Genomic DNA, 17,992 nt, shown 5'->3' on the forward strand with positions numbered 1-17,992 from the left:
AGAAAAACAGAATTATCAGAAAATTCTTAAATGAGAGCGTTAAGAATTAGGGAGGGTACAGAAAGTGAAAAAGAAAAAAATCAAAAAACTAACAGCAGTTGTAGCACCAGTTTTAGCAATGAGTATGGCATTGACAGCATGTTCTACATCAGGCGGAGATAAGAAAACAAGCACAAATTCTAGCTCTGGCGGAGATAGCAAATCAGAAGAAAAATTAGCAGCGAAACAAGTGCTAAATCGTACAGAAACAAATGAGATTCCAACAATGGATACTTCTAAAAATACTGATACATTAGGTTCTCAAATTTTAGGGAACACAATGGAAGGTTTATATCGATTAGATAAAGATAACAAACCAATCCCAGCTGCGGCAGAGTCAAGCACGAAGAGTGAGGATGGTAAAAAATATACATTCAAATTACGTAAAGATGCAAAATGGTCAAATGGTGATCCAGTAACAGCGAAAGATTTCGTATATGCATGGCAACGTTTATTAGATCCAAAAACAGCTGCTGAGTATGCATTCATTGCATTCCCAATTAAAAATGCAGAAGCGGTTAATAAAGGGGAAAAACCTGTAACTGAACTAGGAGTAAAGGCAGTAGATGACCTTACTTTAGAAGTTGAATTAGAACAAGCAGTACCATACTTCTTAAACTTAGTAGCATTCCCATCATACTATCCGTTAAATGAGAAGTTCGTAAAAGAAAAAGGAGATAAATACGGTTTAGAGTCTGATACAACAGTATATAACGGACCGTTCGTTCTTACTGATTGGAAACATGAGCAAGGCTGGAAACTAAAGAAAAACGATCAATATTGGGATAAAAAGACTGTAAAACTAGATGAAATCAATTATAGTGTAGTAAAAGAAGTAGCTACAAGAGTAAACTTATATGATACAAATGCAATTGATTTCGCGCTATTAACAGGTGAATTCGTTGATAAGTATAGAAACAATAAAGAAGAGTTTGGTTCATACTCACAAGTAAGTACTTACTTCTTACGTATGAATCAAAAACGTGGTGGACAAGATACACCGTTAAAGAGCCAAAAATTACGTGAAGCAATCGCATTATCAATCGATAAAAAGAATTTATCAAACGTTATTTTAAATGATGGATCTAAGCCTGCGGACTTCTTAGTACCGAAAGGATTAGCAACTGGACCAGACGGTAAAGACTTCCAAGAAACATTTAAAAATGGTATTAAACCAGATGCGAAAAAAGCAGCAGCTGCATGGAATGAAGCGAAAAAAGAGCTTGGGAAAGACCAAGTTACAATTGAGCTATTAAACTATGACACTGGTAATGCGAAAAAAGTTGGGGAATATGTAAAAGATCAAATTGAGAAAAACTTAAAAGGTGTAACTGTTAATATTAAACTTCAGCCATTCAAACAAAAGCTGAAATTAGAAACAGAGCAAGACTATGATATATCATTTGCTGGTTGGGGACCTGACTACGCTGACCCAATGACATTCTTAGATATGTTCCAGTCTAATCATTCTCATAACCAAATGAGCTTCGCTGATTCAAAATATGATGATATGATTAAAAAAGCTGGTGGAGAATTAATGGGTGACGCGAAGAAACGTTGGGAAGAGCTCGGAAAAGCTGAGAAATTACTTCTTGAGCAAGATGTAGCACTTGTACCTTTATACCAACGTGGTGATGCATACGTTCAAAAACCAAATGCAAAAGGCATCGTTCACCATAACATTAGCCCAGAGTATAGCTTCAAGTGGGCATACATGACTGAAAAAGATGGAAAATAATTTTTAAATAGTGGTTTTATCTTTAAGTGGATATATGCAAGTTCCTTATCTTATTCTTGCATTGAGAATCTCGCTGTCCACAATAGAAGGATAAAATAATAGAGCATTCCAAAGGTAGATTCTTTACTTTTGGAATGCTTTTTATTATGAAATTAAATGTAAAAAGTAATGAATATAAGGTTTCTATTGTGAAAAGAATAATTTTTAGAATATTTTAAAAATAACTTTACAAAACCAGAAAAAATAGTAGAATATTAATTAATAAGAATTTTCTGATAACTAATTATTAGGAAATTACTCAAATCTAGTTTCGTACATATAATTGGGGAGGGTACAAAAATGAAGAAAAAGATGAAAAAGTTCACGGCGGTTGTAGCGCCAGTTTTAGCGATGAGTATGGCGTTGACAGCGTGTTCTGGATCTGGTGGGGAGAAGAAATCAAGTACGACGTCTAGTGGTGGTGGGGAAGAGAACAAATCCGAAATTAAATACGCAGCAAAACAAGTGTTAAATCGTACAGAACAACAGGAAATTCCGACGATGGATACGTCTAAATCTACTGATACGCTAGGGGCGCAAATTTTAGGAAACACGATGGAAGGATTATACCGTCTTGATAAAGATAATAAGCCAATTCCTGCTGCTGCAGAATCTAGTACGAAAAGCGAGGATGGCAAAAAATATACATTCAAATTACGTAAAGATGCAAAATGGTCGAACGGTGACCCTGTAACAGCGAAAGATTTCGTATACGGATGGCAACGCTTACTCGATAAAAATACTGCTGCAGAATATGCGTTTATTGCTTACTATATTAAAAATGCAGAAGCAATTAATAAAGGTGAAAAACCTCTTACAGATTTAGGAGCAAAAGCGGTAGATGATTATACGCTAGAAGTAGAATTAGAAAAGCCAGTACCATACTTCTTAAATTTACTAGCATTCCCGTCATACTATCCGTTAAATGAAAAATTCGTAAAAGAAAAAGGCGATAAGTACGGTTTAGAAGCAGATACAACGGTGTATAACGGGCCGTTCGTGATGTCTTCATGGAAACATGAACAAGGATGGCAGCTAAAGAAAAATGATAAGTATTGGGATAAGAAGACTGTGAAATTAGATGAAATTAACTATAGTGTAGTAAAAGAAGTTGCGACGAAAGTAAACTTATATGATACAGGATCAATTGATTTCACACTACTATCAGGAGAGTTTGTAGATAAATATAAATCGAACAAAGAAGAATATGGCGAGTATGCAGAATCAAGTACATTCTTCTTACGTTTAAATCAAAAGCGTAACGGACAAGATACGCCGTTAAAGAGCAAAAAACTTCGTGAAGCAATCGCATTATCAGTTGATAAAAAAGGTTTAGCAAATGTTATTTTAAATAATGGTTCAAAAGCAACAGATCAATTAGTACCAAAAGGACTTGCGACAGGACCAGACGGTAAAGATTTCCAAGATACATTTAAAAATGGTCTGAAATATGATCCGAAAAAAGGTGCAGCAGCGTGGGAAGCAGCGAAAAAAGAACTTGGAAAAGATCAAGTTACAATTGAATTACTAAGTTATGATGATGGAACTGCGAAAAAGATTGCTGATTATGTTAAAGATCAAATTGAGAAAAATTTAAAAGGTGTAACAATTAATACAAAAATTCAGCCGTTTAAGCAAAAATTAAAATTAGAGACTGCACAAGATTATGAAATTTCTTATGCAGGTTGGAGTCCAGACTATGCGGATCCAATGACATTTATTGATATGTTTGAATCTAAGAGCCCATATAACCAAATGAGTTATTCAAATGCCAAATATGATGATATGGTATCAAAAGCAGGTAATGAATTAATGGGTGATGCGAAGAAACGTTGGGAAACGTTAGGAAAAGCTGAAAAACTATTCCTTGAAGAAGATGCTGGGCTAGTTCCTTTATATCAAACAGGAAGAGCGTATGTAATGAAACCGAATGTTAAAGGAATTGTGAAACATAACATCAGTCCAGAATATAGCTTTAAGTGGGCGTATGTAACGGAAGGGAAATAAGAAAAAAGAGCGTTTGAAAAATATATTATTTATTTTTTAAACGCTCTTTTACTATTCAATTAAATTTAAATAAATAGAGAAGAATAAGAAAAGTGGTACTTACATATAGTAGATGGGGGAGAATTCGTATAGTAGTAATAGATTGTTATTGATTTAAATAAATTAATTATTACGAATATTCTTTAAAAATACTTTACAAATCGTGAAAAATTAGTAGAATGATAATTAGTAATAATTTTCTGATAATTTAAATTGGAAATCTCTCAAAGTTAGTTTCGTACATATAATTGGGGAGGGTACAAGAATGAAGAAAAAGATGAAAAAGCTCACGGCGGTTGTAGCGCCAGTTTTAGCGATGAGTATGGCGTTAACAGCTTGTTCTGGATCTTCTGGTGGGGAGAAGAAAACGACAACGACATCTAATAATGGTGGAGAAGAGAAGAAATCTGATATTAAATATGCGGCAAAGCAAGTGTTAAATCGTACTGAAACGAATGAAATTCCGACGATGGATACTTCAAAAAGTACAGATACACTTGGCGCACAAATTTTAGGGAATACGATGGAAGGTTTATATCGTCTTGATAAAGATAATAAGCCAATCCCAGCTGTAGCAGAATCTAGCACAAAAAGCGAGGATGGTAAAAAATATACATTTAAATTACGGAAAGATGCAAAATGGTCAAATGGTGATCCAGTAACAGCGAAAGATTTCGTATTTGCATGGCAACGTCTAGTAGATCCAAAAACAGCTGCTGAGTATGCATTTATTGCTTACTATATTAAAAATGCAGAAACAATTAATCAAGGAAAAGCAGAAGTTTCTACATTAGGTGTAAAAGCGGTAGATGATTATACGCTTGAAGTGGAATTAGAAAGACCAGTACCATATTTCTTGAACTTAATGGCATTTGCGTCATACTATCCATTAAATGAAAAGTTTGTAAAAGAAAAAGGGAATAAATTCGGTTTAGAGTCTGATACAACAGTATATAACGGACCGTTCGTTCTTACTGATTGGAAACATGAGCAAGGCTGGAAATTAAAGAAAAATGATCAGTATTGGGACAAAAAGACTGTAAAACTAGAAGAAATTAACTATAGTGTAGTAAAAGAACCAGCTACTAGAGTAAATTTGTATGATACAGGTGCAATTGATTTCGCACTTTTATCAGGAGAGTTTGTTGATAAGTATAGAAATAATAAAGAGGAGTTTGGCGCATATTCGGAAACAAGTACGTTTTACTTACGTTTAAATCAAAAGCGTGGTGGGCAAGATACACCGTTAAAGAGCAAAAAACTACGTGAAGCAATTGCATTATCCATTGATAAGAAAGCTTTAGCGAATGTCATTTTAAATGATGGTTCAAAACCAGTGGATTACTTAGTACCAAAAGGTTTAGCGAGTGGACCAGATGGTAAAGATTTCGCAGAAACGTTCAAGAATGGTTTAAAACAAGACACTAAAAAGGCAGCAGCAGCTTGGGAAGAAGCGAAAAAAGAACTTGGAAAAGATCAAGTAACAATTGAACTGTTAAATTATGATACTGGTAATGCGAAAAAAGTTGGGGAGTATGTAAAAGATCAAGTTGAAAAAAATCTAAAAGGCGTGACAGTAAATATTAAACTGCAACCATTTAAGCAAAAGCTAAAATTAGAATCAGACCAAGATTATGATTTTTCATATGGTGGCTGGAATCCAGATTACGCGGATCCAATGACGTATCTTGATATGTTTGAAACGACAAATTCTCAGAACCAGATGAGCTACTCAGATTCAAAATATGATGACATTATTACTAAAAGTAAGACAGAATGGATGGCTGATGCAAAAAAACGTTGGACAGAGTTAGGGAAGGCAGAGAAATTGTTACTTGAGGAAGATGTAGCGCTTGTACCTTTATATCAAAGTGCTAAATCATATGTTATGAAACCAAATATAAAGGGAATTGTGAAACATAATATTAGTCCGGAATATAGCTTCAAATGGGCATATATTGAAGAGAAATAATAAAGTGAAACTTTAATTAGGCTGCCCAGCAAATAGCAGGATAAAAGAAAAAGCATTTTCAAGTTGCGGTATTAGAGCGATTGAAAATGCTTTTTCTATGCACTTTTATTTCTTCCCCGAATATATAAAATAAAAAAGGGAGAATCCCATGGAACGAAATACTTACATCGATTTCCTAGCTTATTACGGAATAGGAAGTGCTCATCCTGGTGGTTTTACGTTAACAAAACAATTGTTGGAGCAACTACCTTTTAGATTTGGAGCGAATGTCCTTGAGATAGGGTGCGGTACGGGGAAAACAGCGGCATATATGACAAAAGAATGTGGTTATAAAGTAACGGCGGTTGAAAAGAATGAGATTATGATTCAAAAGGCGAAAGATAGATGGTCGTTTGAAGGAATAGATATTCAATTAATTGAAGGAAGTGTAGAGCAATTACCTTGTTTGCATGATTCATTTGAGTTCGTACTCGGAGAATCGATACTCGCTTTTACAGAGAAAGAAAGGGTTATCTCGGAGTGCTATCGTGTATTACAGAAGGAGGGCAAGCTTGTTGTCATTGAAATGATTATTGATAGGCACATTGAGAAGAGTGAGGAAGAAAAGATTGCCCAGTTATACGGGATGAAAGAACTATTAACTGAGAGTGAATGGGTACAATTATTTCAGAAAGCAAATTTTAAAAGAATTACAATTGCTGGCGGTGGTACAATTGCAGAAACAATCTCGGGCTATATAGAAGAGCCAGAATGGAATGTATCCTCGCATATTCCAAATGAATTATATGAGGCATGGGTACAGCATGAAAATGTACGACTTATGTACCAACATATTTTAGGACATCGTATTTTTATATGTGAAAAATAAAGAAAGAGAGTTGACTAAAGCTAGTCAACTCTTTACTATGTTAAATGAAAAATAGTGCAGCTAATGTAATTCCGAAGATGAAACCAAATCCGAGTTCAACGCCCCAGCCGCCGCCGCCCCAGCCACCACAACTACCGCAACCACGACCGCCACATCCACAGCCGCTGAATCCACCACCACAACCAAATCCGCAACTATCACATCTGCTAAGGCCCCCACAAAGGTCACAGCCACCGTTTGCATATGCGTCATAGTATCCAAATCCTGTATCAAAAGATGAGCGCTGTTGCACTGGTTCAATCCATACAGAGCTGTTTGTCACATCAATTATTTTGCCTAAATGAATGCGACCATCACGATCTTCAATTCGAACGACTTTACCGAAATAACGTTGGCACGTATCGTAACATTTTTGTCTATGCATGTTTTTTCCTCCTTCCCCATTACAGTAATACGATATGTAAGGGGGACAAGTGCGGCTTGTACGAATGTCCTATCTATCATAATTGTTATAGGAAAGGGGAAATATAGGAGAAGGATATATAAGGAGGAAAAAGGCATGAAATCTACAGATCAGTTTCAGACATACGAAGTACCGTGGGAAGAATTTATTGAAGCATTGCGAGAAGAAATGAAGAAGCAAGTAGGGGCAGATATAATTGATACAGTAGTTTGCAATTTAGAAGATGGCTTTGAAGTGTATACATACGTGCAGGGGGATTTGGAGTTTGAATACAAGGAAGCACTTGAAAGAAAATACGGAAGCGATGCAAAAACGCCTAATGTGTTAACGATTATGTTATTAGCTAGTATTTATAGTACAAGTGAAGAGAATTTACGCTTGCATGCGGATAATAAAGAAAATCCGGTTGTTGAAGTGTATGTGAAGCAATGAAACACGCTGTGAAAGGCGTGTTTTTTATTTGTCCCGCTATTTGTGGGCAGTAAGACCCCCACCTCAAAATTCAGCGGAAGCAAAGAAGTTAGGTAGGGGATTAACTACCTGTAATAGCCTTCACTTTATGTGGTAAAATGTTAGAAAATTAAGAAAGAAGGTGGCGGTTTGAAAATTAAACATCTTAATTTAACAGTTTCAGATGTAGTAGCTACTAGAGAGTTTTTAGAAAAATATTTTGGTTTAACTTGTAGCGGAACAAGGGGAAATGGCTTTGCAGTTTTGCGTGATAATGATGGGTTTATATTAAAATTAATGAAAGGGAAAGACGTACATTATCCACAAACATTTCATGTAGGGTTTCCTCAAGAAAGTGAAGAACAAGTAAATAAGATGAATCAAAGATTGAAGGAGGATGGCTTTTTGGTCGAACCTCCTAAGCATGCACATGCGTATACGTTTTATGTGGAAGCACCTGGTGGATTTACAATTGAAGTGATGTGTTAATTTAAAATCAAACTTTTTGATGCTTGTTTTCAATATAAAAAGTAGGAAAAGTCTGTTTAAGTGTAGAGCTTAAACAGGCTTTTTTTACTTATATTATCGGATAGAAAATGCTAGAAGGAATCATAACTTTATTATATAACTGTTTACATAATAAAGTTATGGTGCGCTTGTTGTCCTGAAATACAAGTCATATATCTTGTATCCTCTCATAAATTTAAACATAGGAATTTGTCTACAAAGGTGGCGAAGCCTCATCATGAAAATTCGAATTTGTGCCACATTCATGTTGTTTCTATTTATATGGTTACATCCTTTTTGGACTTTTGCAAAAGGAGAGGAGGCAAAGGAAAGGGTCGTTTCACTTGTATATGATGATTCGGGCAGCATGAGAAATAACGATCGCTGGAAATATGCCAATTATGCTTTGCAAAGTTTAGTTGCGCTATTAGATGAAAAAGATAAATTCTCTTATGTTCCAATGAGCAAGCCGAATGATCCATTAAACATTTCGTTAACGAAGGATAAGAGACAAACAGAAATTGAGGGAATTGGAGCATGGAAAACGTATTTAAATACTCCGTTTAGCGCAGTAGAGACGGCGATGCAATCTATAAAAAAGGAAGCAGATATAGATGGAAAACGTGAATTTTGGCTTATTGTCTTAACTGACGGGGCATTTAATGATTTAGAGAAAGATAAGATTGGCGGAAAAGAACAAATTACAAAGAAGCTAGCACAGTTTAAGAAAGAAATGGATGCAAAAAAGATATCTTTACATCCAATTTTAATTACGATGGAAGAGGATTTAGGGCAGCAAGAAAAGGCACAACTAAATACGTTTAAAGAAATATGGAAGAAAGAGATAAATGGCGTTACGATGCCATCTAGTGGAGAGGATGGTATTGTAAAAAGCGTCAATCAAGTGGCAGCATTAGTTGCAAATCGTGATCCGTTCTCCTCGGTTGAATCGATTGTAAAAACGAAAGTAGTAGGAAAGAAAGTAGAGATTACAACACCATTCCCGTTAAAGCGTATGACGCTTGTACGGCAATCGCCTTCTTTGTCTAATTATCAGGTCACACAAATTTCTAAACCGTTACAATTACAATCTTCTTATTCCATACATGCACCAGGAGAAGCGAAATTATTCGGAAATATAGTTCATATAAGTACGGAAAATCAGGAAGTTATTAAACCAGGAACGTATACGATAGAAGTGGATCGAGATATTGAGAAAGAAGGATTACAAGTACTAGTTGAACCGGCGCTTAACTATACTGTTTCTACTTATGACAAAGACGATAGTAGTCAAAAAAATGTGGAGAAAATGTACGAAGGTGTTACTGCTGTTATTGAAGCGAAGCCTACGGAATTACCAATTCAGTCTTCATATTTTCAGTCAGAAGTAGAAATAGACGGAAAACAGTATCCGATGAAGTGGAACGATAAAAAACATGTATTTTACTACGAAACGAAGATCGATAAAGGGTTAGTGCGCGGGAAAGTTCATATGAACATAAAGGGGTTTTACAGACAGACGAAGGAATTTAAAATCGAAGTAACTGAAAAACCAAAATTATCATTGCAAACTATTACGAAAGATTATGAGGAAAAAGTAACGAATTTAGAGAATAGTAAACCGTTTATTATACAACCACAGTTAGATGGTAAGCCGATGACAGAAGAAGCTGTAAAGAAACTATTAAAATCTACTGGTGTCACATCTAAACAATCAATCAACTATGAAATAAAACAACAGGATAATCAAATTTATATTTATCCTCGCCCCCATTACTCCGACACATTCAATTTTACAGATACCGGCACCGTAGAAGCTACCATCGTAGTGCAAGATTCAAAATTACAAGAAGTAAAGAAAAATATATCACTTCATATTCAAAACGCACCGTTCTATGAAAAATATGCGCTTATTTTTAAGTTTGTTATTCCTATCACTTTATTATTGTTAGTAGTAGGAATAATCGTTTTAGGATGGATTGTTCGTCCAAGATTTCACCGAAAAGCACTATTGTATTACGAATGGGATCAAGAGGTAGCGAAAGATTGGTTATATCAATCTGAGCCAGAATTACTTAAAAATAAATGGTGGAAACATTATTTTGGCATTCCGTTTAGGGCAGAAAGAAAGACTGTGCAATCCGTTACGTTTATAGCAAAGAAAGGATCGAAATCAATATTTGTAGCGAAAGAGTCACAAGTAGTAGGAATGATTATTGATGGGATGTTTATAACAGAAGATGAGGTTGGAATGGAACATAAGACGTTATATCCAAATGAACTTTTAGTAATTGATAGAGGGTATGGTAAAGAAATTTACAAATATGAGTGTGAATAGTAGATAGGGAAAAGGAGGGAGTCTTATCTTTCTCCCCTCTTTTCAAACAAGCAAGAATAGGAAGGTGGTTCACATGACGTTACAAGTTCCAACGATATTAATTGGTTTAGGTGGAATCGGTAGTACTGTGACACATCAAATATATGAAAGGCTACCTGAGGAGCGCCGAAAAAAGGTAGCAATGCACGTATTTGATACAGATGTGAATACATTGAGTAAATTTGATCATATTCGAAAGTTTAAGACGCAAACGAGTTCTAGTAAAACGCCAAGAGAGTATATTGCAGGAGATCCAACGATTCCAGAGTGGTTTCCGATGGACCCGACTATACTTGATAAACCACTGACAGAAGGGGCAGGACAGTTACGCGTCATTTCCCGTTTAGCGTTACTTGCTGCGATGAAAGAAGATAAATTGACATCCTTTTGGCAAGAAATCGAGAAGATTTTTCCGGTTACAAGCGATCAAACGGAATATGGAGTGCGTGTCATTATCGTAACATCACTAGCGGGCGGAACAGGTTCAGGGATGTTTCTACAAATTGCATTATATTTACGTGAAATGCTTCGGAAAAAACTGCAGCATCACAACATTTTAATACGTGGTGCGTTTTTAATGCCGGATGTTTTAGTTAAGACGAGAACGGTTAGTGCGAAAGAGTTTGAAACGGTGCAAGCAAACGGCTATGCCTCGTTAAAAGAATTACATGCCATTACACTCGGTTCCACTGGAGAATTATCAAAACGTGGCGGTGTGACGATTGAATTAGAATATCGACCTGATCAAGTAGATGAAGACGGAAGAACGAATCATACGATTAAACAACATCATTTACCATACAATTATTGTTTCCTATACGATTACGAAAATCTACATGGACACCATCTGCACAATTTATCAGATTATATGGAGCAAATGGCAAATACGATTTATTTACAGTTATTTAGTCCGATGTCTGCAAATCATTTTGCACAGGAAGATAATCAAATTCAGCAATTAGCAGAATCAAGTGGGAAAGGACGATATTGCGGGGCAGGAACGGCAAAGATTATTTATCCGTATGAGCACGTGTTAAAATATTGTGCTTTAAAATGGGCTGTGCAAGGTTTAGATGAGTCTTGGCTGCATTTAGATCAACTGTTTCAAGAAAAGAAGCAAAGATATGACCAAGACGTCAAACGCGGGATGCAACGTGAAAAGCCAGAGCGTGGGAAAAGTTATTTAGAAGACTTAGAACATCTTGCTACCCGTCCAGAACAGGCTCATATTTTTTATAGACAAATGTACAATGAAACGCGTGAAGGAGCAGAGGGCGGTAAGGTCGGTGTTGCGAAATCTAAACTGTTTTTAGAGGCTGTAGAAAGTTATGTACAGCGTACGGTGCAAAAAGATGAGGAATTAAACCGACTGCAGCACGAGTGTAAAATTTCGGCTGCTAAACTGAAAATGATGGAGCAAATGAAAGGTGAAGTAGCAAGGGTGGATCATGCGGTTCGTTTATATGCGTATGCGATTCCGAGCCGCGTACATGAGCATGTAACGACACTATTGTATGACATGATTGAATCAGACCGTTTTGCACCAAGTGGTTCTGAAGGGCAGTCCTATCAATTAAATACATGGTTTTTAAAGAAAACGGATCCTGTTCATCCAGTATCAGCTCGTTTTATGTTGTATGAAATTCGAAAGCAGTTAGTCGAGAAAATGAATCGACTACATGAAAATAATGAACAAAAGCGCAATTTAATTCAAAACTACGATAAGAAATTTAATGTGAGTAATATTGATGGAACGGTAACAGCTGTTCGCCGGGTAGAAATCGCGCAGCAACAAGGCTGGTTTGGAAAAATGATTAATAATCAGCAGCGTTTATTTAAAAAAGAATTTGAAGATATTGTAACGCAGTACGTACACAAATTAAACGAGTATCGTAAAGAAATGCTATTAGAACTCGTTTATCAATCGCTATATCAAGCGGTTAATAAAATGATTCAATATTGGGAAAGGTTTTTTGATAATTTATACGAAACACGTGAAAATTTATTGTTCGAAATTCAAAAACGAAGCAAGGAATTTGAAGGGAAAACAAACCCAACGAATGTATACGTATTAGCTGAAGAGAAATTGCAAGAAAAGATATGGCAAGATATGCAGCAACATTTAAATTTGGGAGTGTTACCGAAAGATATATCTGCGGAAATTTATATGAGTTTATACGGGGAATATTGCCGGGATGCAAAAACAGAAGAGATTCAATCGAAAAAAGTAGAAGATTTTTATCGTGAGCACATACTAAGTTATTGCTACGATGAATTACAAATACGCTATCGTGATAAATTAGAGCTGAATATCGTTGAGGCGTTACGAAAAGAGGCGGATTATAAGAAGCGTGATCGTGATGAATACGTCCGTGAAAAAATTGAAGACTTATTCCATTTAGCAAGTCCATTCGTTCCGAAAGTTTCCCATCATAGGGAATTACAATATTGGGGTATACATCCATCTTTAAAGAAAGAATTGCAAGAGGAATTAATTCAAGAAATGTTTAAAGAAAAAGATACAGTACATGAAGCTTTTTCGCCATTTGAAGTCATTTGTTATCGTGCGCATTACGGTTTATCACTACAAGACTTTCCTAAGCTGTCGTCAGGACATATTGCAAATGGATTTATGAATGATAAAGGTGATTATTTTCAGTCTTACTATCGCCGTGTGAACAAGTTGAATAGTAAAAAATCTAGTTTAACGCCGCATTTAGATAAATATTGGCACTTGCCAGCTTTCATGCCAGACTTAAATGCAACGCAAACGAAGTTGGATTACGATAAATGTAATCGCGCTCTTCTATACGCGTATATGTATCGTTGGATTAGTTTAGTTGCTGTTGATGGCCAGTTCGTGTATCAATATAACGGTGTTGGACGTAGCTTCTTAATTCAGTCGATGGGAAAAAATATTTCAAGTGAAAGTTATAAATTACACAGAGCATTGCTTCATAATCCGTTTATTTATGAAAACATCTTGTCCAGATTTGAAGAAGAACAAGAAAAAGCTATGATACAGGGCGGACATTTATATACACATCCGTTCGTATTAGGTGCTCAAGATATTAGATGGCTTCGTAAAGAGCATGTCCATAATATTTTAGATATGATTTTAATGTATGACCGTGAAGCGAAATATGATCCAACGTTAGAAGAAACTTCTGATGAATTATTAAGATTATTCCTTGACGAAATTGAGTTATATTTCCAAAACTATTACGGTACAGGTGCCGATATGGTTGCAAAGAAAGAGAAAGAAATGTTTATTAAACAATTGTGGGATCGTTCGTACGCGAAAGGTTATGTAGATCCAAATAGTGCTCCTTATAAAAAGTGGCAAAATTTATTAAGCGTTCATGATGAAGAAGAAACGCCAAAAACGAATGTATAATGAATGAAAAGGGAATCCTTAAAAGTGGCAATACAACTTTAGAAAAGAGGGATTCCGATGCCGTTTTTAGGAAGTGTATATCAAATATTTGGATTGTATCCAGAAATTTATTATGGAATGATTTCAGCCGAACTTGCGGAGCAGCAAAGATTGGAACAGGCGGAAAACGAAGAACCAGAAACAGAAGCGTAACTGCATAGGAAGCTTCAAAATAAAAATGATAACACGCTACTTACTCTTTACACGTATAAGAGCAAGTAGCGTGTTTTTTTTATTTAATAATCCCGTTCTCTAAAATTTTAATAGTAGGTGCTACTTTCACATTAGACTTTGAAAAGGCACTCGGCCAATCGTCTTCAACCGTTTTCCATTCTTTATATTGAAATGCTCTCGCATAATCACCAAACCCGAATGGATCAAGTTGCTGTTTTTGAATTTTGTGGATTAAATTGTTTAAATCTTTGTTTAGTTGTTTTGTAATAAGTGAAGTTATTTTCTTTCTACCTTTGTCTATATCCATGTTGAATGTAAGTTCAGATACGGAAACTTTAAAATTCATTGCAATATTAAATTTGAAGTGGTTATCGTTATAGCCTGTGTGAATGTCACGATTCATGCTAAGAACATTTATTGTTACGAAGTCGTCGCCGTCTGTATCTTTTAGATGACTATTACTTTCAACTGAATGAGAAGGGATTTTCAGTGTAAGTGAAACGGGTATATTCGCTTTCTTTTGTAATAGAAGAAGAAGGGCACTTTCATATCGATTTAAAGACATTTTATAGATTCCGCGAGAAGTTAATAATGCAGAGCCGGTAACGAGAATATCTTTTTTACCTTTTTTTATTTCTGAGATAGCAGGTGTTATACCTTTATTAAAAGTTTGCCTATGGAATTCATGGAATGTCGTAAACGCGGTTCGATTGTATAGTTTGTTCGTATTAATTAAATCTGTTAAATATTCAGGAAGTGCAGGCTTATCTTTAAAATTATTATATATAATTGAAGAGATTGGACCGTCTACTGCAACCATGCGCATATTTCCAGTATTTTTAGGGTCGCGATACCAAACATCAAGGTAAGACATAGCTCCTTCTTGTTTTAAAAATTTCGTACTAAATAAAATGAGTTGTAACTTTTCTGTAGATACTAAACCGCTACTTGAACTATTAAATGTTGCTTTTGCTTCTCGAGGGGTATGTACTGTCGCTTCATGAGTTTCGTATTTTTTCTCCACATCTTCATTAAAAATAGGGTTTACGTGGTATACAATTAATTTTCCTTTTGCTTTTGTATCAAACCCGTAAATTAATGAAATGGATTGTTTTTCTAAGTCGAGCCGATCTCCTCCACATCCTGTTAAAAAGGTTATGAGAAAGCAAAATATAGTGAAAATAAAGCGTCTCATTTAAATTTTTCTCCTTTTCCAATGCTGATAAAGTGTCATGTATAAGAGAAATACGACTGGGAATAGAAAAACGATAAAATAACTTGCAGTTCCCCAAAATTCCCGCAATGCACTTATTTGATACGAGGATGGGATATAAAAACATAAAACGAAAACACACCCGAATAATAAAAACCAAATAGGTAATGAACTCCCTTTTTTGTTAAGTAACTGATTGATTCCATCTGAGGCAGTAAAAATATAAGGAATGCAAGAATCAAAAATAATGAAGAGATAAAATGACAAAAAGATAATTTCAAACCGTTCCAGAAATGAAAAGTGAAATGGTGTAACAAGAGAAAGAGTGGGCCATAAAAACTTAGTTATACCATCTGGGCTAAAATAAACGAAAGAAACGAACGTAACTTGCAGGTAAACGAATAAAGTAATCATATTTGCAATAACGATTCCTTTTTTTGCAGATGATTTATTACTGAGATAAGGATAAAGGACAAATGCAAACTCAAATCCGAGAAAGGCAATAATAGTTGATTTTACGGTGTTGAAAACTGGTAGCCATCCCTCTTTAAGGAGAGGAAGCAGATAAACCCAATGCCCGTCTTTAAGTGGGATAAATAAGAGCAATGGCATCCAGAGTGTAAATAAGACAGTAAAAACAGCATAGCGGCTAATAATAAGAACACCTTTACATGCGAGCATAACCATTGGGATAGATAATAACATCATGATTAAAAACATTGGAGATCTAGGTAAAATCCAAATGTGAATAACGTATAAGAGGGAAAAAATTAAGGATACAGCTGCAAGAACAGCATATAAAATCCAAAAAATCATTCCTACTCTTCCTAGCCACTTCCCAAGATAACGAGTTAGCACATCAAGTAAAGTATATCCGGGATGTTTTTCCATAATTTTTACAATACATAGACTGACTAAAGTAGTGATAGCGCATCCTATTATAATAGACATCCAGCCATCTGTATTCGCCCCTTGCGCAACTTCACGTGGCAGTGTAAGTACACCGAACCCTACTTGAACACCACTAATCGTTAAAATGTATTGAAATAAACTAATCTCCCTCTTTGCACGCTTTGTCACTTATCTTCCTCCGTTTCTTCTATATCGCGTTGTCGATTCTCTTGTTTTAAGTTGAGGGATAGTGGTCGTTTCTTCATTAGTTTCCATGGTAAACGTACAAGAATGTCTTTTAAATCTGAAGCAAATGACGGAGAAAAAGGACTACCATAAGGAACACCAAGTGATTCCATAGAAAGAATATGGATGATGATAACTGCCATCCCGACCATAATTCCAATGACCCCAAACAAAGAAGCGGTTATCATCATTGGAAAGCGAAGAAGTCGAATTCCTGCTGACATTTCCATGTTAGGGATGATAAAAGAAGCGACTGCAGTAATAGATACGACGATAACCATAACATTACTTACTATTCCTGCTTGGACAGCAGCTTGTCCAATGACAATCCCTCCTACGACTCCAATCGTTTGTCCAACGGGACCAGGAAGCCGAACCGCAGCTTCGCGGAGCATTTCAAGTACTAGTTCCATCAAAAGTGCTTCTAATATGGGGGGGAAAGGAATTTTAGCTCGAGATTCTCCAATTGTTAACAATAATTTAAGTGGAATCACTTCATAATGAAAGGAAATCATAGCAATATAAAGAGCTGGAGCAAATATTGCAATAAATAGTCCGGTAAAACGAAGTAGTCGTATGAAAGATGGAATCATTGGCCGGAAGCTGTAATCATCTATCGTCTGAAAAAAAGATGAAAAGGTCATAGGTCCAATTAATACGCCGGGTGAGCGGTCTACAACAACAGCAATTCGTCCATCCAAAATGTGATGGGCCGTTGTATCAGGGCGTTCGGTTATTGATAATTGCGGAAAGAGAGTATAGGAATTATCTTCAACAAACCCTTCTAATTCTCCGGTAGTAATAATGGCATCCACTTTGATTGATTCGATACGGCATGCCATTTCTTGTACAACGTCTTCGTTTGCAACATCTGCTAAGTACAGCAAAAAAACCTTTGAAGTAGCTCGTTCACCAACAGTGAATTCCTTCACTTTCAATTCGCGATTTGGAATATATCGACGAATAAGTGCAAGACTGTCGCTCGCTACTTCATTAAATCCTTCGTGGGAGCTTTTTATAGCAGTTTCTGTTGTAGGTTCTTCAATACTTCTTTTTGGCGCCGATTGCGTATCTAGTTCTAATGCTGTAAGTTGTCCATTTATAAATAAAATGCTTTTCCCATGTAAAAGGGAATGTTCAATGTCGGACCACTGCTGAACTTTCTTTATATTCCCGACTGTAACTGAGGATTCCCAACAATCAACTTCATTCCACTCTTTAAATAGGAGAGGGCGAAGAATATCAATGTTAATAACGGTTTTGTCTACAAGTCCTTCCATATATATAATTGCAGCTTCTTTTCCGTTTTTTAACGGAAAAGTACGTGTAATTAATTCTGGAATACCGCTAAAAAGTTTGGACAAGTGCTTTAGATTAAGGGAAAGAGAGGAAGAGATAGATTTATTTAAAAGGTGATCAGCTTGTTCTTGTGCAGAGAAAGATTTTTCACCACGTATCCATTTATTAAAAGACCCCATTTGTTTGCTTACTCCTTGTTATGTTTTATATGGGTTATTATGGATAGTTCCGTGC

13 protein-coding genes are annotated in these 17,992 nt (G+C 35.8%); 9 read left to right on the forward strand and 4 right to left on the reverse strand.

Annotation, left to right across the window (positions count from 1 at the left end):
- The first annotated feature begins 64 nt into the window (after window positions 1-64).
- From AC1Q8N_RS22065 to AC1Q8N_RS22080, 4 genes are all read left to right on the forward strand, one after another.
- The gene (locus AC1Q8N_RS22065) at window positions 65-1,777 is read left to right on the forward strand and encodes a peptide ABC transporter substrate-binding protein (protein WP_098079622.1); all 1,713 of its coding nucleotides are present in this window, start codon (window positions 65-67) and stop codon (window positions 1,775-1,777) included.
- Between the two features lie 339 nt (window positions 1,778-2,116).
- Complete coding sequence (locus AC1Q8N_RS22070) at window positions 2,117-3,823, forward strand: peptide ABC transporter substrate-binding protein (RefSeq protein ID WP_098079620.1); 1,707 nt, start codon at window positions 2,117-2,119, stop codon at window positions 3,821-3,823.
- A gap of 304 nt (window positions 3,824-4,127) precedes the next feature.
- Window positions 4,128-5,834, forward strand: a complete 1,707-nt coding sequence (locus AC1Q8N_RS22075) for a peptide ABC transporter substrate-binding protein (protein ID WP_048544017.1) — start codon at window positions 4,128-4,130, stop codon at window positions 5,832-5,834.
- A 148-nt stretch (window positions 5,835-5,982) separates the two neighbouring features.
- Complete coding sequence (locus AC1Q8N_RS22080) at window positions 5,983-6,702, forward strand: class I SAM-dependent methyltransferase (RefSeq protein WP_098077941.1); 720 nt, start codon at window positions 5,983-5,985, stop codon at window positions 6,700-6,702.
- A gap of 40 nt (window positions 6,703-6,742) precedes the next feature.
- Here the strand turns inward: AC1Q8N_RS22080 and AC1Q8N_RS22085 are convergent, their stop codons facing one another.
- Entirely contained in the window at window positions 6,743-7,126 is a 384-nt protein-coding gene (locus AC1Q8N_RS22085) for a hypothetical protein (protein WP_048544012.1), read from the reverse strand.
- Window positions 7,127-7,261: 135 nt separating this feature from the next.
- Between AC1Q8N_RS22085 and AC1Q8N_RS22090 the strand changes: the two genes are divergently transcribed.
- From AC1Q8N_RS22090 to AC1Q8N_RS22110, 5 genes are all read left to right on the forward strand, one after another.
- A complete protein-coding gene (locus AC1Q8N_RS22090) occupies window positions 7,262-7,597 on the forward strand; it encodes a hypothetical protein (protein WP_088064493.1) in 336 nt (111 codons plus the stop codon).
- 168 nt (window positions 7,598-7,765) lie between these two features.
- A complete protein-coding gene (locus tag AC1Q8N_RS22095; protein WP_493521381.1) occupies window positions 7,766-8,104 on the forward strand; it encodes a VOC family protein in 339 nt (112 codons plus the stop codon).
- Window positions 8,105-8,360: 256 nt separating this feature from the next.
- Complete coding sequence (locus AC1Q8N_RS22100; RefSeq protein ID WP_098078833.1) at window positions 8,361-10,460, forward strand: vWA domain-containing protein; 2,100 nt, start codon at window positions 8,361-8,363, stop codon at window positions 10,458-10,460.
- 73 nt (window positions 10,461-10,533) lie between these two features.
- Window positions 10,534-13,896 carry a tubulin-like doman-containing protein gene (locus AC1Q8N_RS22105; protein ID WP_098068974.1) on the forward strand — a complete coding sequence of 1,121 codons (3,363 nt, stop codon included), beginning with the start codon at window positions 10,534-10,536 and terminating at the stop codon, window positions 13,894-13,896.
- Window positions 13,897-13,953: 57 nt separating this feature from the next.
- Window positions 13,954-14,088 (forward strand): hypothetical protein, encoded by a 135-nt coding sequence (locus AC1Q8N_RS22110; protein ID WP_001116178.1) that lies wholly within the window; start codon window positions 13,954-13,956, stop codon window positions 14,086-14,088.
- Window positions 14,089-14,167: 79 nt separating this feature from the next.
- On the opposite strand, the gene AC1Q8N_RS22115 is transcribed toward AC1Q8N_RS22110, so the two are convergent.
- The 3 genes from AC1Q8N_RS22115 to AC1Q8N_RS22125 are packed head-to-tail and all read right to left on the reverse strand — an operon-like array spanning window position 14,168 to window position 17,937.
- Window positions 14,168-15,304, reverse strand: a complete 1,137-nt coding sequence (locus tag AC1Q8N_RS22115; RefSeq protein WP_493521382.1) for a Ger(x)C family spore germination protein — start codon at window positions 15,302-15,304, stop codon at window positions 14,168-14,170.
- Window positions 15,305-16,402, reverse strand: coding sequence for an endospore germination permease (locus tag AC1Q8N_RS22120; protein ID WP_048544002.1), 1,098 nt, complete (start codon window positions 16,400-16,402; stop codon window positions 15,305-15,307). It lies immediately after the preceding gene.
- Window positions 16,399-17,937, reverse strand: coding sequence for a spore germination protein (locus tag AC1Q8N_RS22125; protein WP_048544000.1), 1,539 nt, complete (start codon window positions 17,935-17,937; stop codon window positions 16,399-16,401). Before AC1Q8N_RS22125 ends, AC1Q8N_RS22120 begins: the two co-directional genes overlap by 4 nt.
- Between the last annotated feature and the right edge of the window lie 55 nt (window positions 17,938-17,992).

It is taken from the genome of Bacillus sp. GW823-FHT06B01, from assembly GCF_058952315.1.